Raw genomic sequence first — 19562 nt, forward strand, 5'->3', positions numbered from 1 at the left:
TAGTAATATCCGCTATAGTAGTGGACTATTTTAACAATTTAAATTCTAAAATATTTATGAAAAATTCAAAATTAATCGAAGCTTTAAACAATTGTGTAGCACATTGTAATTACTGTGCAGATGCCTGTCTTGGCGAAGACAACATCAAGATGATGGTAGATTGTATAAGAACTGATAGGGCTTGTGCTGAAATCTGTAGTGCAACTGCAAATTTACTTGCGTCAAATTATAAGGATGTAAGAGGTATGGTAGAGCAATGCCGTGATATCTGTAAAAAATGCGCTGATGTATGTGCCAAGCACGATCACAAACATTGTCAAGAATGTGCAGATGCCTGTAGAAAATGTGAGGAAGCTTGTGAGGAATATTTAAAATAATACATCTCACTTTTGTTAAGCATTAAGAGGTTTTTTCACCTCAAATTCCGAAAGGCCACAACCAACATTGTGGTCTTTTGTTTTGTTAAAATCAGGTATGAGTTATCTTCTTCGTATCGGAAACTTGATAAGTTTTCAAACTGGCGACCTTTACCAAGGTAATTCTACAAATCATTCAGCATATAACGTAACATATTAAAGACTTTAAATTCTGAAATTTGTAATGCATCAATAAGAATGCGATTATGGAGACAATCAACATATTTGAAACCAAAGAAAAGAATACTAAAAAAGGAGTAAAGGAATCATTTCCTGTTACGGGAATGACCTGTGCCTCTTGTACAGCGAGTGTTGAATCTGTATTAAAACACACAGAAGGTGTGTTTGATGCAAGTGTTAATTTTGCCAATAGTTCTGTTCTTGTGGAATATGACAAGGAGTTGAGTCCAAATCAACTTCAAAACGCGCTTCGTGAGGTCGGTTATGATATTATAATAGATGCAGAAGACCCTTCGGAAGTACAACAAGAACTTCAGCAAAAGCATTATCAGGACATAAAAAAACGTATCATCTGGTCGGCTATCCTTACACTACCCATTTTTGTTTTGGGAATGTTCTATATGCAATGGGAACCAGGCAAATGGATTTCTTTGGTATTGACTTTTCCTATACTCTTTTGGTTTGGGCGCAGCTTTTTCATCAATGCCTTCAAGCAGGCCAAACACGGAAAAGCCAATATGGATACATTGGTAGCTTTAAGCACCGGAATCGCTTTTCTGTTTAGTGTGTTCAATACTTTTTTTCCTAAATTTTGGTTGAGTCGTGGTATCGAACCTCACGTGTATTACGAAGCGGCTACCGTGATTGTCACTTTTATTTCCTTGGGGAAACTATTGGAAGAAAAAGCAAAATCAAATACATCTTCGGCCATTAAAAAACTAATGGGTCTTCAGCCTAAAACCCTTAAAATTATTGAGAATGGGGAAGAGAAGGAAATCCCTATTTCATCGGTACAGGTGGGTCAGACCATTTTGGTACGTCCCGGAGAAAAGATTCCTGTGGATGGCGAAGTTTCTAAAGGAAGCTCGTATGTAGATGAAAGTATGATAACGGGAGAACCTGTTCCCGTTCAGAAATCCCAAGGGGAAAAGGTCTTCGCAGGCACGGTAAATCAAAAAGGGAGCTTTCAATTTACTGCCGAAAAAGTAGGTGGAGAAACCTTACTATCACAAATCATTAAAATGGTTCAGGAAGCTCAAGGAAGCAAGGCGCCGGTTCAAAAGCTGGTTGATAAGATTGCCGGAATATTTGTTCCTGTCGTATTAGTCATTTCTATCATTACATTCATTGTCTGGATGTCAGTTGGTGGCGATAACGCATTTTCACAAGCTTTGTTGACCTCTGTAGCCGTGTTGGTTATCGCTTGTCCTTGCGCATTGGGCTTGGCAACACCTACCGCAATTATGGTGGGAATTGGTAAAGGCGCAGAAAATAATATTTTGATAAAGGATGCCGAAAGTTTAGAACTCGGTTATAAAGTGAATGCTATTATCCTTGATAAAACGGGTACAATTACCGAAGGAAAACCCTTAGTAACTGATATAATTTGGAAGAATAACCTTGAAAATCAAAATGAATACAAGCAAATTCTTTTGGCTATAGAAGCACAATCGGAACATCCTTTGGCGGAAGCAGTAGTCAACCATTTAAAAGATGAAAAGGTTGAACAAGCTGAAATTGCTTCTTTTGAAAGTATTACAGGAAAAGGTGTAAAGGCGCAATCAGAGAATGGTTCAAAATATTATGTGGGTAACCATAAACTAATGGTCGAAAAGAATATTGAAATTGAATCTTCTTTAATGCAAACAGCAGAAAGTCTCGAAGAGCAGGCTAAAACGGTCATATTCTTTGGTAATGAAAAACAATTGCTGGCGATACTCGCCATTGCAGACAAGATTAAGGAAACTTCAGAAAAGGCCATAGTAACGCTTCAGGAAAGAGGTATTGAGGTTTGTATGCTTACAGGAGATAATAATAAAACCGCATCTGCTGTCGCAAAACAAGTCGGAATAACAAATTACCAAGGCGAAGTAATGCCTTCGGACAAGGCAGCTTTTGTTGAAAAATTGCAGGCGGACGGAAAGATAGTCGCAATGGTTGGCGATGGTATTAATGATTCCCAGGCTTTGGCGCAAGCCAATGTGAGTATTGCAATGGGAAAAGGTTCAGATATAGCGATGGACGTAGCAAAAATGACCTTGATAACATCAGATTTACGATCCATCCCAAAAGCGCTGGAATTATCAAAAAGAACGGTGTTGGGCATACGTCAGAATCTATTTTGGGCATTCATTTATAATCTCATTGGTATTCCAATTGCAGCAGGCGTTTTGTATCCCGTAAATGGGTTCTTATTAGACCCAATGATAGCAGGAATGGCAATGGCTTTCAGTAGCGTGTCTGTAGTTCTAAATAGTTTAAGGCTTAAAGGAGTAAAACTTTAATATTAATTATAAATTCAAATACAATGAAAACTTTAAAATTTAAAACAAATATCAATTGTGGTGGTTGTGTATCAAAAGTGACCCCTTTTTTAAACAAGCAAGAAGGTGTCGAAAGTTGGGAAGTGGATACCGCTAATCCTGATAAAATTTTAACCATAGAAAGCGATGGTGCTTCAGAAGAAGATGTAAAGGCTACCTTGCAAAAGGTAGGCTTTAAAGCGGAACGTGTAGATTAATACCTCGCTATAATATGGTTTATATTTTAATTTTGGTTGTGATTCTTCTGTTTGCTATTCATTTTTATCGAAAAGAGAAACGGCATAGCGTAAAGCCATTTCCAGAGCATTGGCACAAATTATTAATGGAGAATGTTCTTTATTATAAAAATCTTTCAAAAGGCAGGCAACTTGTTTTTCAACAAAAAATGATGCAGTTTTTAAGTGAGGTTTATATAGATGGCGTGCAGTTTGAATTGGAAGAATTAGACAAAATTTTAATTGCAGCAAGTGCGGTAATTCCTGTTTTCGGCTTTAAAGAATGGCATTACACTAATTTAAGTGGAATCCTCTTATACCCAGATAATTTTAATGAAGATATGCAATTTAGCAGTAAGGGTAACTCGCGCAATATTGGTGGGATAGTCGGGAACGGACGTTTTGAGAAACAAATGATTTTATCTAAAAAAGCATTGTATCACGGTTTTAGAAACACAACAGATAAAAGCAATACAGGCATACACGAATTTGTACACCTTATTGATAAGCTGGATGATAGAACAGATGGCGTTCCAGAGCGATTATTAGAACATCAATATGCAATACCTTGGCTGAATTTAATTCATAAGGAAATAGAAGCCATAAACGACAACCATTCTGATATCAGAAAATATGGTGGTACAAACCAAGCAGAATTCTTTGCAGTAGCTTCAGAATATTTCTTCGAGCGCCCAGATTTGCTCAAAAAGAAACATCCAGAACTTTATAAAATGTTAGTTAAATGCTTCAATCAAAAATTAGCAAATCCAATTAAAAATTAGTTTCTATTTAGGAGAGATTAAATCTGTAATTGAAAATCGTAAAGAGCGGATATTTTGAATATGCTAAACTACTTATAGCAATAAAATATACGCTCTTCAATTATTTATTTCCTCAAAAGTTTATAACACTATCCAATGCATCATCTGCCTCTTTATGGATGAAATTGGCTTGATAGTTCAAGGTGGTTTTCAAATCACTATGGCGATATAATTTCTGTAGCATTAACGGATGAATGGCATCCCCAGCAATATTTCCAAAACTATGCCGTGCTATGTGCATCGTTATTTTCTTATTTATTTTAGCCTTTTTAGAGATTGATTTTAGATTGTCATTAAACCTCTTTGTAGCAGTTTTTCTCTTGTTATATAAATCTTTCGCATTTTCAGGGTCTGCCTTTTTCAATTCAGGGAAAACAAAATCATCATCACTTCTTTTATCATCTTTATATTGGTCTAAAATCTTTAGTACTTTTTCAGGAATTTTTAATGATAGAAGTTTTGCGTTTTTATGCATTCTATAATGCAGCCTGTTATCATAAATATCTGACCATTTGGTTCGTAGAACATCAGAAACCCTCATACCAGCAAAATTGAAACTAAAAAGCCAAACATTTCTAGTATGTATTTCAGAAGGTTTGAGATTTATCAAATTTTCAATTTGTTGAATCTCTAAAATATTTAGTCCGACTTTGGTAGTTTCAGGAAATTTGATTTTTATTTTATCGCCACCGAAGGGATATAATTCTCTGCTTACAATTTTGTATTTAATTGCTCTGTTAAATAATAGCCTTACAAATACCAAAATGTTCATTATTGAGGTTTCAGACAGGGAGTACTTAACTTTTAAAGTTAACATCAATTTTTTAAGAAAACGTTCATCAATTTCTTGAAAAGACAATTGTTTCGAATTGTGATATTTTATAATAAAGCTCAACCACGCTTTATCAGTAGATAAACGATTTAGCTTTTCTGTACTTTCTAAATCGTCAAGATGTTCTTGTGCTAATTCAAAGAATGTAGCATTGATACCGGAGGAATATATTTCCTTCTTAATTTGATTGGCAGAAGCATCTTTTTGTTCGGATTGAAGCGTAATAAGAGCATTGTTTAATTCAGAAAGTTTCAAGGATAACAAATTGTTCAAGGTTTTGAAATTTATGTGTGATTTCTTAACCCGAATATTCTTTTCATCCCAATCTTCCAATTCAATGTAGTGACCTATATATTGGTATGTTGAGCGACGATTTTTTGTAATACGTATGGCAAGAGGATACAAGCCTTCTTTATTAGGCTTTTTGCGAAGAACTATTTTAGCGTTTGATGACATAATTGACCTAGTTTTGCGTACGAAAGCCAAATCAGGTACAACATAGGTACAACATTCAATTTTGAATGTTTAGTTTACCAAGAAGTTTTCCTAAAGATACAAATTTATTAGTTTCTCTGGGTACAACATAGGTACAACAAATATTGAAATCAATTGATATTAGATGATATCAAAGAAAATGACATATTATATAATCAATTGAAAATGAGTGGCTTTGGTGCTGTTTGGGCAAATGTACGCTAGACTTAGGATCTAGTGCCGCAAGGTGTGAAGGTTCGAGTCCTTTCACCCGCACACACTAAAAAGCCTTTTTAATTGTAAATCAATTAATTAGGCTTTTTTTATTTTTGTTCTAGTCAACATTTAGTCAATAAAACAAAAAAACCTCTAAAAAAGAGGTTTTGAGCTTCAAATGTTTTTAAACGTTTTATCTTACAAATACGTAATGTAGTTCTGACCCATTAGACACATCTAAAACCATGTCAATTTCATTTTCATTGACAATAGTAATATCATAATTAGTAAAAAACTCAGAAGTAACATAATCTACCTCATTTAAGATAATCTTATTTTCTTCAATCACGTAATCTGTTGCCTTAAAAGTTTGTGCTTCGCACGGCTCACTTGTTGAAAAAGATAAATACATGTTAATACTATTCTCGTTAATCGCTAGGCTGTTTGTTGTCAAGCAATCGTAGTCCGAGTAAGAATCACCGTTTATTTCAAAAGTCTGTAACTGATAGGATCCTTTAATAGTATCTTTTGATATACCAGGCTCTCCAGAATCATCATCCGAACTACATGAAACAAAAAAAAGAATGGCTGCTACAAATAATAATTTTCTCATCATTGGTTGTTTTTAAGTTTCTCTAAAGTTATAAATATAACTATTCACAACATTACGGAAAACCTCATTGTCTTTTGCCCTAAGTTCGGATGTTTATCCTTGTGCTTGAATTTGTAATAAACCACTTTCAATACCAGCCATGCGTCCGTCTATACTTTCTAAATAAGGCAAGTAGTTGGTTACCCCTTGTGAAATCGTAGCTAAGTATTGGCTATTTTGTGTAGCAATAGAAATACCACTAGCAACGTCTAAACGTATAGCGTTTAACGTTCCCTGAAGTATATTGGCTGTATCTTCTGTGATGGTAGATATTGCGCCTGAAAGTCCTGTTTTTTGAGTTCCTTGACCTCCTAAACCATCCATTCCTAAGCCTTCCAAAACCTCATTAATCGCTTCAATATCACTTTGAGCGCCGTTAATGATTGAATTATAAAGCGAGCGTAAAGAAGCTATCTCCGCAGGCGTGTATTCGCTGTCGCTTCCAGCTTTTGCAAATTCATCATAAAAGCCTCCAATAGCATCATCTAAAAATTTAACCTCAAAAGCTTGCAGCATTGCATCTTGCATTAAATCTTTGAAGTCATTAGCAAAGTCTGCTGCCGACTTTTTACCTTCCTTGAATCCAGAAATAATGCTGTCAACAATGGTAGTTTGTGTGGTTGCAGTAAACAGTTCATTAAGCTCTTCTTGAAATTCTACTACAGCTCTTTTTGCTTCCTCTAATTCTTTCTCCAAAGCATCAAGTTTGGCTTGGTCTGTGCCAGAACCTCTCCCTTTATTTGCAACTGTAATACCAAGGTATTTGATATCTTTTCTAGCATCACCCTCCGCCTTTATAGCCTCATTAAGTTCTTCTTGGAGTTCTTTTTGTTTCTCAATAGCACTTATTCTATTGTCAATCCTATCCTCTCCTACGCTTTTAGATATAGCATAATCAAGTTTCTCAATAGTTTTATTTAAATCCTTAATCGCTTTTTCAAACTTTCCAGTATCAGAGCTTATTCCAGATTTAAAAACTGCATTTAAAGCCTGCAATCCACCTTGAACCATTTGGCCCGGATTACCAGAAAATAAATTCCCTGCTGCTGTTCCTAATTCAGATAAAACTCCTAAAGCTTCACTTATGCCTTCAGGTGCACCAAAGGTTTCAAGTAGTTTTTGAGCCTCTCCAATGGATGCTGTAACTTGACCAAAAACCTCAACAATCTTATCTGAGGTATTTTCAGATATAGCATCAATTTGGTTCATTATTAATTCAGTAGCCTTCTTGCTCTCTTCTGAACCATCATTATAAAGATCTAGTGTTTTTTTCCACTTATCTTTTTCCTCTTTAAGTTCTTTAAGACTTAGATCTCTTAACTCATAATTAAATTCTTTCTTAAGTTTTTCAAGGTCATTATATCCATTTTGAGCGACTTTAAGCTTTTTTTTCCAAATATCAAGATACTCTCTTATCTGCCCTCTATCATTTTCATTAGCAGCATCAAATTTGGCTTTTAAATCACGAATGGTAGCTTCTATAAAGTTTATAGAAGTAGTATCTACTGTGAAATCAAATTCTAGGTTTACTTTTTGATTTGTGATTGTATTAACTTCACTTACATTAGGTGTGTTTTTACCGCCTACATCACCAGTAGGTTTAAAAACAAACTCTAACACTTTTTTTCGTTCCTCAGCAGCTTTCTTTATTTGCTCGTTTTCAGATTCTAAATACTTAGCTAACGAATTTGGATTAGCTTTATACTCTTCTTTTGTAAGGTCTTTAATTTCGCCTAGTGCTGTCAAAACAACCTTTCTCGCTTCAATAGCATCTTTAATACCTTGAAATGAAAACTTTTCGTCAAATTCCGCTAAACCTTCAAGCGAATTTACTTTTTCGACTTGCTTAACGATTTCTTTATATCCTTCTGCATTGTCATAGAGTTTGACCGTGAATTTATCCAAGCTTATTTGGTTTTCTTCTACGACATCCTTCGCTTTTTCTAACTGGTAATAGAATGTGCTTACTGCTTTTTCTGCTTGAAACAATGGAACAACAAAATCCTGATACGCTCCATCAACTCCACTAAATGCGCTTTCTATTTTACTGTAAATGTCGTCTGGGTCATCATTTACCGATATAGGTATCTCAATACCGTTCTTTTCCGCAAACGCCAACGCCTTACCTACTAAGGTTTCAAAATCTGCTAACTCTCTTTGATATATAGCGTCTAACTCATTTCTCGTAGCTTCTGCCTCAGATACTTGCTGTTGAAGTCCTGCAACTGCTACACTTTTGTTTTTAAGGTTTTGTATCTGCTCTAAGACACCTCGAACACCTTCTAGGGTTTCTTTTAAATTATCGTTCTTAACTTTATCTAAATCTAAACTCGATAGGTATTCTGGATATTCGTTTTTAAGCTGCGTTAATATTTCAAGCTTCTTATCAAATTCAACATTAGAATCATATAAAGAGGCTATTAAGTTTCTATATTCACTAGCTTGTTTTGCTACTTCATCCGTTAAATCCTCGGTACTTCCAATAGCATCATTCATTAAACCAACTACCGCATTTGAAAACCTTAAAAGGCTTTCTCCAATACCTTGCGTACTAGCCTTAATTCTATTGGTAAAGATGCTCCATTGATTGGCATTGGTACCGGTAACTTTAGAGAACGATCTGTCAACACTTCCAGCGGCATCACTCATTGCGTTTAAGTCTTCAACCGCTCCTTCCATATTAGGTCCAGCAATTGAAAGAATGCCATTAACAGCCTCTACCCTTCCCGCCATCTCTTTTAATTTGGTCTGGCTGCCATCTGCTGCCTTGTACATTTCGTTAAATGCATCTTGAAGAGATAAGGTTTCAAAAACACCATCTCCCATTACCTCGGTTGTAGAGACTATAGCGGAACGTATTTGCGTCATTGCCTGTCCGGCTGGCACCCCTTGTTTGGTCAATGTAGAAATTGCGGCTCCAATTTCTTGGAATGATATATTACTTGCCGCTGCAATTGGTGCTACTTGTGCTATTTGGCTTGAAAGTTCTTCAAAGGATATCTTACCACGGTCGACGGTGGCAAACATTACATCTGCTACCTCCTGAGCATCTTCTGTTTGTAATTGGAAGGCATTTAAAATGGTAGTAAGTCCATCGGCTGCAACTTCTGTAGTTGTGATACCTGCGGTAGCGGCTTTGGATGCTATTTCTAAAACGTCTAAAGCTTCAGCAGCATCATATCCAGCACCTATAATCTCATACAGTCCTTTCGCTAACTTATCAGGCGGTTCAGTTCCTAATCGCTTATAAATATCAAAAAGCCTTTGCTCTAGCCCTCTCATTTCTTTTTCACTCACATTAGCGATGGTGCTTACCTCAGCCATTGCAGACTCAAAGCTTTTAGCCATGTCGTAGGCTTCTTTGGATATAGCTGTAAGCGCAGCAACTGCTACAGCAGAAAAAGCTATAAAAGGATTTATTTTAGTAATCTTGCTAGCCATTTGACCAACAATATTAACCGCTTGATTTGCGCTTTGTTGAAGCCCTGAGTTGTCTATCTCGGGTTTAAAATATAAAGAGTTTTCGCCACGTATTGCCATTTCGAATAATAGTTGTTATCATGTATAATTAATCTTGCTTAAAAGCTGCTTTAATAACTGTTCTGTTTCCGTTCCTGCCCCAGTTATTACATCAAAGTTTTTAGCTTCGACCGCCGCGGCGTACTCCATTCCCGCTACTCCGATTAGCATTAACCCTCTAGGGTTCTCGCTCGCTAATCTTTCTGCAAACTCTTTAGCTTTTTTAACACCCTCTTCTCCCTTACCGTCATAAGTCTCAAACCTTTCACCGAGTATCTGACCGTCTTTAATTACCATGTAGCCAATAGAACTTCTAAGGTTTCCCGTTTGATCTTTATATCTACCTGTTAGACGTGCTTTATTTACAAATTCATTTCCCGCATACAAAAGAGATTCTTCTATCTGCCATTCAATACGATCCTTCCAGATTTCAAATGCTTTCTCAACTGTATTTCTTGTAAATAAGGCTTTAAGACCTCCTCCTCTTTTCATAATAAGAGCGTTAGTTTGTTCTATTGCAAATTAGTTGAAGTGAGTGTTTTACAATAGTTTTACGATGTAGTAATTCCGTAGTGGCGTTATCATTTTACCTCATCACACTTATAAGATTTAATACGAAAATGGATAAGTAAATTTTGCTGGAGACTACAAAGAAGTAACTCAATAAAAGGAATCACTCAAAAAGTAATCAAATTTGAAGCTGGGTGTTAATGAAGTATCTTTGCGAAATGAACAAAGCTTTGTGTATTATATTACTCAACAGGTTAATTCTTAATCCATTTCAACATAGCTAAATACATGAAAAAATTGTATCTTTGAATAGATAAAGCGTTGCCAAATTGCTTTACATTCGAATAAAATAAAAAGGGGCTTGAACAACCCCTTTTTTTTATGCTTATTATTTAGGCTATCATTTTAACCTTGTTGCCACATCTGCTATATCTCTTTCTGGTGGTCCACTCAAATTACGGATAATATTTTCCTCGCTATCGATATAGCTTTTCAGTTTTATAATCTCATCATTTACCACTCTTCTAGCTTGATTATCCTCATAAGTATCTCTTGGTATAAAATGCAGCGTATGTTTAGCATGTAATATCTCATTTTCTAAAGCTTTAACTGTTTCTTTACGTTTACTTATTTCAGCATTTGCCTCTGACTGTAATTCTAATTTTGATTTATTCATCTTTATAAATTTTAATGATTCCATTGTTTCATAACCTCAGCGATAGCATCATCACTTACTATTACGTTTCTCTCTTCGGTTTCCATTGCTTCAAGCTCCTTATTGAGTTGGTTTCTTTTTTGCAGCAAATTGTTAATGCGTGCTTTTTTTTCTACAGATACACTTCTGTCAGCGTATTCACTATTTAATTCCGCTTTTACGGAATTAATTTCCGTTTGCTTACTCGCTATCTTTTTACTGTAGCTTTCAAGTGTGCTAATTCGCTCTTTCACTTGGTCTTCGTACTTAGATTTAATTACCTCGTACGCTGGTGTTAATATAATGTCCATTGTAGTTGAATTTATGCCCTATAGGGCTGTTAATAATTAATTATTTACTTTTTGGTATGCTTGAAGTAAATCCTCTTCTACTTCTTTAGGCATATCTGCCGTCCATAATCTAGGAGGAGTTATTCCTGATTCTGTCATTGTTTTCTTAGATTCAAAGCGATGAGACATCCAGTCTATTGTATCTTTTTTTAAATGTGGATACATAAGCTTGACAGCCTTAGTCATCTTGATAAACATTAAAGGTGATATCATTTCTCAATCATTTAAATTTCTCCTCTTCCATTATCTGGAATCTGAAATATTACTACGTTATCTATTTTCTTTTGATTATTGTCCTTCTCATAGAATCCTAGCATTTTGTTTTGCTCTTTAATAGCTGCAATGGCATCACTGTATTTGCTTTCTTTCTTTGATTCTACTTTGATATCCTCCAAATCTTGAAGTTGGTTCTCAAACGTAACATCAAGCTTTTGTGACACTTCTGACACTTTAGTTTGAACATACTCTCTTATCCGTAGATTTCCGTAGATTTTTCTAAACCCAATATCAGCGGCGTTAGCGTTGGCTTTTGGGTATACTGCTTGATACGCTTTAGTTCCATTACGGCCATTGACAAACCACTCATCAATAACTGTTTTGTATTTAATAAAAGTTTTATCTGTCATCACTACTTGAATTCAGCACAACTAAAACCGTTTTTAGTTGTTATTTTTACTGTGTCATAGACTTTCTTTTCGCCTGAGGCTATCCCCTCCAGGGTCTCTCTAATCTTATGATATAGTTCAATTTCTTTTTCAGTTCTAGGCCTTTCATTTACCCACGCATCAAATGGTTTCGCCTTTTGTAATTCAGCTATTGCCCATCGTCTGGTTTTTTCCTGTTTATTTAAAGCCGCTTTACTCATTACTCATCATTTTCCGTTGAAGCTCTTTAATGCGTTCGTCTCGCTCTTCTGGCGTCATTTTAACAACCTTACCACCTAACTCTATTTCTGTACGTTGAAGTTTAGGTATTACAAAGTCTGAGAGTTTAATAATAATATTAATCGCTTTCTCTGGATTCTCTTTAGCGACCTCATCAAGCCATTTCGATAGATCTGGTAGCTTATCGCTAACTAATTGATGAAATGCTTGTCTTATTTCTTTTGTGTTCTTATTTGGCACTCCTTTTCTACTTGACTTTTTGCCTAGCTCTGAGGCTTTTTCTTTAGTTAGGTTCATTTTGTTTGTTTTACGTTATTTTATTGTTAGTTTAACAGAGTACATTCAAAATTTTTAAAAGTTGGTGAGCGAAGAAATCACTCTCTCAACATCTTTTTAAAAAACCTTTCTATAGTACCTTTATATATTACCTTTCTATAGGTGTCGTACTTTTGTAGAAAAATATTAGAGTAAAAAAACAATTATGAAGTACCCTTTTATATAGGTGTCGTTATGATGCTGTTATGAGGTTTTCATGATGTTGTTCACGGGGGCTCGTTTTTTATTCTGTCTAAAACTCTATTTAAGGCCACTTTTTCCTCAAACTTTTTCTGCTTTATCAATGTAGATTTTCGCTTCTTCTCAGCTTGGTAAATCAACTCTTCTAGAGAAAGCTTAAATGATACATAAAAACCTCGTGTAAATCGAGAATAATGCGTTAAACCCCAGTTAATGATTAGCTCATCTTTAATTTTTGTTAGCTGCCAACGATTTGCGTATTTCTTAACCTCATCAGACAGCTCATCATTTTCTGAAACCGACTTTACACGGCCATCCATTCGAGACAACCAAAAGCGGTTAGTGACTTTGCAATAGGTTTTGTTTTGAACAATTGATTTAATAGCTAGAAACCCTAATAAACTTATCTTCTCAAAGTCGGTTTTATGATCACCATAATATTCAAAAAACACACTCGTATTAATGCCAACTTTAGGACTGTTATTTGGCGTGCACTCGTATAGCTTAGACCCATTATTATAACTTTTTTCATTATCCCTTATGACAACACCAAAGTATTTTTGTGCGGCTTTAAATCGCGCTGTATGTCCGCCGTGTTGGAGTTTCAAATAATGCTCATAGATTGCGTAATCGGAAATGTCATCTAATGATTTTTTGCTATTCCTCATAAACCCTCGTAGCATCCAAATAGGGAAATTAAAATATCTCTCATCTCCACTCATACACTATGCTCTTCGTTTACAAATGAATTATAGTCTTTTATGTAGCAATACTTCACTTTATAGCCTGTCTGAATACTGGGCTTAATAACAAACGACAAAACCCCTTCATTTAATAAATCGTACACAGCTCGTGTAACACTCCCCATTTCCATGCCAGTAATAGCACTAAAACTCCTATTATTGAGCGGCATATTGTTGTTTTGAATTAAAGCCTGTATGATTTTACCTTTTGCGGTTTTTCGTTTCTTAGAAGCCACGTATTGCTTCCATGCTAAACTTTTGGTATTTCTTTGCGTTGCCATGATACCAATTGTTTAAAGTTCAACAATTGCGCTTTCGACTTGTGATCGCTTATAATAAATTCTCGATCCGATGGAATGAGCTTTAAGTATTCCCCGCTTAGTCCAATTATGAACTGTCGAAATATCAATTTTAAGCATTTCAGAAACCTCTGTTCTCGTTAAATATTCTGGAGGATCTTTTGGTTGTAGATTTTTTTGAAGTTCCCCTAACTTAAATTTTATCCTTTCTATGTCGTTTTTAACACAGTCTGGCAAATCAATTTGTATTACATTCATGACACTTGTTTTTAAATTCAAGTGCAATTAAGTGTAGGGTGTATCTGTGTGTAGAAAGTGTGTAAATATAACTTTACACTATTTTTATTTATTTAAACTGTCTAAGTAGTTTTTTACTATGTCTGAATTGGGCTTTCCTTGATATTTCCCATTCATTAAATGCCTTGCGTTGGTTTCATTAATATCAAGTATTAGAGCGAGTAGTTTATATTTCTCAGTCTCAGATATATTGAGTTTTCTTATTTTAGATTCAATGTCAAAAAGTTTTTTAGCCACCTCAAACCTATCGTTTAAATTTAGTCTCTTACCTTCTATTAATAGGCTTTTGGACTTATTTTCTTTAACGCCATTTTTTACACTCTCACTGCTCCCTAACTCAATCTCTTTAATTTTATTTATTATTATAGATCTAAACTCTCTTAATCCATAAAACTCAAAAGGAAACATTATTGCTTCTATATCAATTACTGGACTCAACTCTCCAATTGACTTTTCCAGCTTTTTCCTCTTTGATTTTTGCTCAATTGATAAATCTTTACGCTGAGTTCTTTTGAGCATAGGAATTTTTAACCCACTAATTTCATAAGATTTAAGCTGAATATCTAATTGAGTAGGATCAAGATTTGAAATCATTTCCTCTAACTCAATATTTATGTAAAGGTTTAAATCTGACAACAAAGCCTTCATAAAGTCTAAATCAAAACCATTTGTTCTTTGATTTAGTAGATTCAAAAAGTCAAACTTTCCGTAATTATCATAATTCCTAATATCGTCAAACAAATCAAAAGATTTATTAAGTACACTTTTATGGTTTTCCATTCGAACAAATTTTAAACGTTGCCAATATAAATATATAAAACCCCTTGAATTAAAGAGGTTTTATATCAATATCTTCAGTATAACAAGCATTGAATTAAGCACTTAACTTATTAACATTAAAGTTGTTAATAACATTGTTTAGTCTTTCAAACATTTTCTTACCGTCACTCTCTTGAGTAAATATATCAAAGAAATCCTCGGTTAAATCTTCTATTATAAAAGCACCTCTCTCATGGCTTATTATTTCCTCAACCTTTTCCGGGTTAATTAAATAAGCAATACTGAATACTGGAGTATTCATACCGTCTCCGTGCAAAACAAGTGTTATTTCAAAAGCAATGCTAGTTATGTGTGTAACTTCAAGTATTTTATATAGGTCACTATTCACAGACTCCTTATTTTTAATATCGCTTTCTACAACATCTAACGCATATAAAACCTCTTTTTTCATGTTTTTATCATGAGCAGCTGGCGCAATACCCTTTATGATATTCAACCTTTCCTCAGAAACATTCGTTTCTTTTCCATCTAGCAACAAAATTGATTTTAATGCATTGCTTAATAATTCGTCATCTATATCTAAATCTAGATACTTACCTATTGGTTCAGACTTAAATTTTTTATAATTAGATATTAATACATCAATTTCTGCAATGTATTTCAGTAAATCAATTCTAAGGTCATTTTTACTAATCATGAAATTACTTTGTGTACTGTTAATTGTTTTCATTATATAAAGTTTTAAATTAATTATTAGATACGTTTTTAATTACATTTAGCTGAGGTTCTTTTTTCTCCTTAATTGCTTGTTTTGTGTAGAAATCTGCTATTTGTTGCGCATAATCATAAGAAGATTTGCCTATATATCCCATGAAGGTTTTTTCTGTAGCGTGTGCCGTTATTTGCATTATTAAAGGCGTTGGAAGTTCACCATACAAATTTGTGGCAAATGAACGTCTACAAACATGACTGGTTATTAATTCCCATTTCTCAAATGTTCCGCTTTCATTTCTTTTTGTCTCTGAATTAATTTTAGTGCCTTGAGTCAACTCATTTAATTTAGCTTCTTTGCAAAGGATTTTTAAATACTTATTAAATTTCTGAGTAGAAATCTTATAAGGCATTCCATCATTCAAAATCTCTTTTGTTTTTGGCAATACTGGAATCGTTACTGTTTTGCCTGTTTTTTGTTGCTTTAACTCTATTACTTCTAAACCATTACGGAAAACAAAATTGTCGTTATTTATACTCAATAAGTCGCCGCCCCTTTGCCCAATGTTACAGCCCAATAAAAGCCATTTACGGACATTTTTTAGCGAATCAGTTGAAAGATTAGTATTCTCTATTTTTTTAAGCTCTGCAGGCGTTAAATAAATAATAGACTCATTTTTAACTTTAAAACCAGTAACTTTCTTTATTTGCTTGCTTACTTCTACTCCATTCATTTCGGCATCTAGACAAATTGTTTTCAAGTTACCAAGCATACGCCCTGCATATCCCTTTGAATAATCTTTAACTCCAACCATCCAGTTAATAAATTGGTCTCTAAACTTAATATCTATATCTTTTATCTGAAGAATGCCTTTTCCTTGAAAACTCTCGATAATACTCGATAGGCTTTTAAAGTCATTTATACGGCTTTGAGACAAACCAACTCCGCCCTTAGCATTTCTTTTAATACTAGCGTTCGATATATAATGAGCTATGTAGCCAATAACAGTATTTAACTCATTATCGTTTTTATCTTGATTAAAATGTTTAGATATAGTTTTTTCCAACCACAAACCATTTATAAGAACACCTTGTGCGAAATCCTTATTAAAGGAATCTATAATGTGCCCTTCTAACTTTTGAAGAGTAGATTTTAACTTTTTATTCTCCGGACCATTAGATTTAGGAAAACCAGTTTTTTTACTCCAATTATTTGAGTCAACAACTAATCCTGTTTTCTTTTTTGCAGATTTATGCCTTGCAATCGATAGCCTTGCATATATTGATGAGGTAGGTGATTCACTTTGTATTAAAAACTTAACCGTTGCCATATTTTGAACATTTGAACAGTCAAATATAATTAAATTAGTCAACATTTAGTCAACATTTACACTATTTATTTCGATAAATTTCAATATTATTCAATATAAAAACATGATTAAATTCGCCAAAAACCCTTTAAAATTAGCACTTTACCCAGCATTTACAGTAGTCGATAATAATTCATTAATTGAAGGGTTCGACTCCTTTCACCCGCACAAAAAGCTCTCAAAAAATTGAGAGCTTTTTTTTGCACTATAGTTAAGTACAAGAAACCGGATCATTCCCAATTGTTGGGATCATTCCCAAAAGTTGTGTTTATGCAAAGTTCCACAAAAAAAACCTTCTTCTTAAGAATCTCCTATACTTTTATATTTTCAACCCTTTGTGCTAAAAAAAAGATATTGACTATTAACAACCTCTATTCCCTTTAAATCTTAACAAACAATAGGTATAGCATATTTTGACTATATTTAAGACAACCAAAACCTTTTTATATGAAAAATAAAAATAGCAGAAGAACATTCATAAAAAATTCTTCGCTAGCAATTACAGGACTTGGAATGACTAATTATATGTCTGCCCAAACATTTGCTTCTTTACAACAAAAAATAGGCCCAAACGATCAAATAAACTTTGGGGTAATTGGCTGTAAAGGAATGGGATGGAGCGACATGAAGGCTCATTTAAAAATCCCTGAAGTAAATTGTATTGCCTTAGCCGATATTGACCAAAATGTACTTGATCAAAGAGCGGCAAACGTAAAAGAGTTACGAAATAAAGCCCCAAAGCTTTATACTGATTACCGAAAAATGCTTGAAAATAAGGATATTGATGCAATTATTGTAGGTACTCCCGACCATTGGCATTGTTTAAATATGGTAGATGCTTGCGAAGCAGGAAAGCATGTATATCAAGAAAAACCTATTGCAAATAGCATTGAAGAATGCAATGTAATGGTAAAAGCCGCAAAAAAGTACAATCGTATAGTTCAAGTTGGTCAATGGCAACGAAGCGGCTCTCAGTATGACGAAGCTATAAAGTATGTTCAATCTGGCAAACTAGGTAATATTAGATTAGTTAAATGCTGGTCTTATCAAGGCTGGATGAAACCTGTACCTGTGGTTCCAGATTCTGCTCCGCCAGAAGGTGTAGATTATAAAATGTGGCTTGGTCCAGCACCTCAACGTCCTTTTAATAAAAATAGATTTCATTTTAATTTTAGATGGTTTTGGGATTATGCAGGTGGCTTAATGACAGATTGGGGAGTACATGAAATTGATATTGCTTTGTATGCAATGAATGTAAAGGCGCCCAAATCAATCATAGCCTCGGGAGGTAAATTTGCATACCCAAACGATGCTTCCGAAACTCCAGATACCTTACAAACAGTATATGAGTTTGAAAATTTTAATTTACTCTGGGAACATGCTACTGGTATTGACGGTGGAAACTATGGAAAAACAGAAGGTATTGCCTTTATTGGAAATAACGGAACGCTTGTTGTAAATAGACAAGGTTGGGAAGTAATCCCTGAAACCCAAGACAAAGACGGTCAAAAAGTGCTTAAAACTGAAAAAGTAGATTTTATTCCTGGTAAAAACAATGCCTTAGAAGTGCATGCTCAAAACTTTGTTAATGCTATCAAAGGGGAAACAACAAATTTAAATTGCGGCATAGAAACTGGTAGTATTGCTGCTATTAATGCCCATATGGGAAATATTGCTTATAAAACAGGTGAAAAAGTATATTGGGACGCTACAAAAGAACAGTTTACTAATAACGATAAAGCCAATGAACTTATAAAAGCTAATTACCACAATGGATGGGAATTACCTAAAGTTTAAATCGGTTTCATTAGATAAGAAACAAAACGGAAGCAGATTAACTCATCTTTTTAACTGCTTAGGAAATTAAGTTACTCTGCACTGAAAGGTGCAGAGACTTTTTAGCATACTTTTTGAAATAGACTTTAAGTCTGCTTATAACAAATCGAATCTACAAAAGCACTTCTCTTTCCCTGCATACATTACCACATCCTACTTAAAACTAATAAAATTTAACCCAATGGATTAGCAGTTAACTTCTGCTTGGCTATTCTCTAAATTAACGTAAAATATTGGATTGTTTTTATCATAGATTTTTAATTGGTCGTCTATAGATAAATGGATTCGATCTATTTCTTTAGTATTAAAGTACAATCCATAATTCCTACGTTGATCATATATTAACCATTTTTTATTAGGATACTTTCTTTTAAAATATTTACCAATTAAAGGGAGCATATTAAAATTAGAATTTAATACCGCTAAATCCATCCCATTATTAGATGGCTTAAAAGATAAGTAATTTTGTATATGATTCATTTCGCGAGTTACCATTCTCGCTACTTGAGATACACGTAATGCATTTACATTAGATAAATCTGTATAATTATAAGACTCACTAGCATACACATACATAATGTAGCGAAGCAGAACATCTTCAGTTCCTTTAATTTCACTTAAAAATGCTTTATACAATTCGTTTGCTCCATGTTTGGTAGTTTTAATTTCCAAAGAATTCCAAACTCTCTTAGCATAAATCTCAGAAGAAGCTACCTTCACACTTTCACTAAACATATCGGGTACAAAATGTTTAGGCTTCACTATTGAAACCTCCTTTAAATTTTCATCAAAAACTTTATAAACAGCAGATAAAAATCCTGTAAAACTTCCGTCGTAAATTAAAATTGTATTCATAGTAGTATGTTTTTTATTAAAATTAAAAAGCTTTCCAAATAAGTTTCTTTTCATTTTTGGAAATATTC

The 19562-nt window shown here is 34.1% G+C and carries 22 protein-coding genes; 5 read left to right on the plus strand and 17 right to left on the minus strand.

From position 1 onward, the window contains the following. The first annotated feature begins 56 nt into the window (after positions 1–56). The 4 genes from JOOMADRAFT_RS01185 to JOOMADRAFT_RS01200 all read left to right on the plus strand — a co-directional run bounded on the left by JOOMADRAFT_RS01185 (position 57) and on the right by JOOMADRAFT_RS01200 (position 3917). Positions 57–377 (plus strand): four-helix bundle copper-binding protein, encoded by a 321-nt coding sequence (locus tag JOOMADRAFT_RS01185; RefSeq protein ID WP_008610798.1) that lies wholly within the window; start codon positions 57–59, stop codon positions 375–377. A 245-nt stretch (positions 378–622) separates the two neighbouring features. Further along, the gene (locus JOOMADRAFT_RS01190) at positions 623–2881 is read left to right on the plus strand and encodes a heavy metal translocating P-type ATPase (protein ID WP_008610799.1); all 2259 of its coding nucleotides are present in this window, start codon (positions 623–625) and stop codon (positions 2879–2881) included. Positions 2882–2904: 23 nt separating this feature from the next. Next, positions 2905–3117, plus strand: coding sequence for a heavy-metal-associated domain-containing protein (locus JOOMADRAFT_RS01195; protein ID WP_008610800.1), 213 nt, complete (start codon positions 2905–2907; stop codon positions 3115–3117). A gap of 14 nt (positions 3118–3131) precedes the next feature. Further along, positions 3132–3917 carry a M90 family metallopeptidase gene (locus JOOMADRAFT_RS01200; protein WP_008610801.1) on the plus strand — a complete coding sequence of 262 codons (786 nt, stop codon included), beginning with the start codon at positions 3132–3134 and terminating at the stop codon, positions 3915–3917. A gap of 112 nt (positions 3918–4029) precedes the next feature. Here JOOMADRAFT_RS01200 and JOOMADRAFT_RS01205 read toward each other — a convergent pair whose 3' ends face one another. The 16 genes from JOOMADRAFT_RS01205 to JOOMADRAFT_RS01285 form a co-directional block, all read right to left on the minus strand. Then, positions 4030–5244 (minus strand): site-specific integrase, encoded by a 1215-nt coding sequence (locus JOOMADRAFT_RS01205; RefSeq protein WP_008610802.1) that lies wholly within the window; start codon positions 5242–5244, stop codon positions 4030–4032. 427 nt (positions 5245–5671) lie between these two features. Continuing rightward, complete coding sequence (locus JOOMADRAFT_RS01215) at positions 5672–6094, minus strand: hypothetical protein (protein WP_008610803.1); 423 nt, start codon at positions 6092–6094, stop codon at positions 5672–5674. Between the two features lie 90 nt (positions 6095–6184). Continuing rightward, positions 6185–9670: a phage tail tape measure protein gene (locus tag JOOMADRAFT_RS01220; protein WP_008610804.1), complete on the minus strand. Its 3486-nt coding sequence runs from the start codon at positions 9668–9670 to the stop codon at positions 6185–6187. An 18-nt stretch (positions 9671–9688) separates the two neighbouring features. Continuing rightward, entirely contained in the window at positions 9689–10141 is a 453-nt protein-coding gene (locus tag JOOMADRAFT_RS01225) for a hypothetical protein (RefSeq protein WP_008610805.1), read from the minus strand. 418 nt (positions 10142–10559) lie between these two features. Further along, positions 10560–10835, minus strand: a complete 276-nt coding sequence (locus JOOMADRAFT_RS01230; protein ID WP_008610806.1) for a hypothetical protein — start codon at positions 10833–10835, stop codon at positions 10560–10562. 11 nt (positions 10836–10846) lie between these two features. Further along, positions 10847–11164 (minus strand): OmpH family outer membrane protein, encoded by a 318-nt coding sequence (locus tag JOOMADRAFT_RS01235; protein ID WP_008610807.1) that lies wholly within the window; start codon positions 11162–11164, stop codon positions 10847–10849. 36 nt (positions 11165–11200) lie between these two features. Then, positions 11201–11389 (minus strand): hypothetical protein, encoded by a 189-nt coding sequence (locus tag JOOMADRAFT_RS01240; protein WP_008610809.1) that lies wholly within the window; start codon positions 11387–11389, stop codon positions 11201–11203. Positions 11390–11427: 38 nt separating this feature from the next. Beyond that, positions 11428–11832, minus strand: a complete 405-nt coding sequence (locus JOOMADRAFT_RS01245; protein WP_169313481.1) for a hypothetical protein — start codon at positions 11830–11832, stop codon at positions 11428–11430. Continuing rightward, a complete protein-coding gene (locus JOOMADRAFT_RS01250) occupies positions 11832–12068 on the minus strand; it encodes a hypothetical protein (RefSeq protein WP_008610812.1) in 237 nt (78 codons plus the stop codon). The genes JOOMADRAFT_RS01245 and JOOMADRAFT_RS01250 overlap by 1 nt, the downstream gene beginning before the upstream one ends. Further along, positions 12061–12384, minus strand: coding sequence for a hypothetical protein (locus JOOMADRAFT_RS01255; RefSeq protein WP_008610814.1), 324 nt, complete (start codon positions 12382–12384; stop codon positions 12061–12063). The genes JOOMADRAFT_RS01250 and JOOMADRAFT_RS01255 overlap by 8 nt, the downstream gene beginning before the upstream one ends. A 245-nt stretch (positions 12385–12629) precedes the next feature. Next, the gene (locus JOOMADRAFT_RS01260; RefSeq protein ID WP_008610815.1) at positions 12630–13325 is read right to left on the minus strand and encodes a hypothetical protein; all 696 of its coding nucleotides are present in this window, start codon (positions 13323–13325) and stop codon (positions 12630–12632) included. Next, a complete protein-coding gene (locus JOOMADRAFT_RS01265; RefSeq protein WP_008610816.1) occupies positions 13322–13627 on the minus strand; it encodes a hypothetical protein in 306 nt (101 codons plus the stop codon). Before JOOMADRAFT_RS01265 ends, JOOMADRAFT_RS01260 begins: the two co-directional genes overlap by 4 nt. Positions 13628–13639: 12 nt before the next feature. After that, positions 13640–13903 carry a helix-turn-helix domain-containing protein gene (locus JOOMADRAFT_RS01270; RefSeq protein ID WP_008610818.1) on the minus strand — a complete coding sequence of 88 codons (264 nt, stop codon included), beginning with the start codon at positions 13901–13903 and terminating at the stop codon, positions 13640–13642. A gap of 84 nt (positions 13904–13987) precedes the next feature. After that, the gene (locus JOOMADRAFT_RS01275; protein WP_008610819.1) at positions 13988–14722 is read right to left on the minus strand and encodes a hypothetical protein; all 735 of its coding nucleotides are present in this window, start codon (positions 14720–14722) and stop codon (positions 13988–13990) included. Positions 14723–14816: 94 nt separating this feature from the next. Then, entirely contained in the window at positions 14817–15452 is a 636-nt protein-coding gene (locus JOOMADRAFT_RS01280) for a hypothetical protein (protein WP_008610821.1), read from the minus strand. Between the two features lie 16 nt (positions 15453–15468). Continuing rightward, complete coding sequence (locus JOOMADRAFT_RS01285) at positions 15469–16809, minus strand: tyrosine-type recombinase/integrase (protein WP_008610822.1); 1341 nt, start codon at positions 16807–16809, stop codon at positions 15469–15471. Positions 16810–17250: 441 nt separating this feature from the next. On the opposite strand from JOOMADRAFT_RS01285, the gene JOOMADRAFT_RS01290 reads away from it, so the two are divergent. Continuing rightward, entirely contained in the window at positions 17251–18600 is a 1350-nt protein-coding gene (locus JOOMADRAFT_RS01290) for a Gfo/Idh/MocA family protein (protein ID WP_008610823.1), read from the plus strand. 225 nt (positions 18601–18825) lie between these two features. Here JOOMADRAFT_RS01290 and JOOMADRAFT_RS01295 read toward each other — a convergent pair whose 3' ends face one another. Then, positions 18826–19494, minus strand: coding sequence for a TIGR03915 family putative DNA repair protein (locus JOOMADRAFT_RS01295; RefSeq protein ID WP_157136644.1), 669 nt, complete (start codon positions 19492–19494; stop codon positions 18826–18828). Positions 19495–19562 lie beyond the last annotated feature (68 nt).

The sequence above is a fragment of the Galbibacter orientalis DSM 19592 genome, from assembly GCF_000260115.1.
Lineage (GTDB): Bacteria > Bacteroidota > Bacteroidia > Flavobacteriales > Flavobacteriaceae > Galbibacter > Galbibacter orientalis.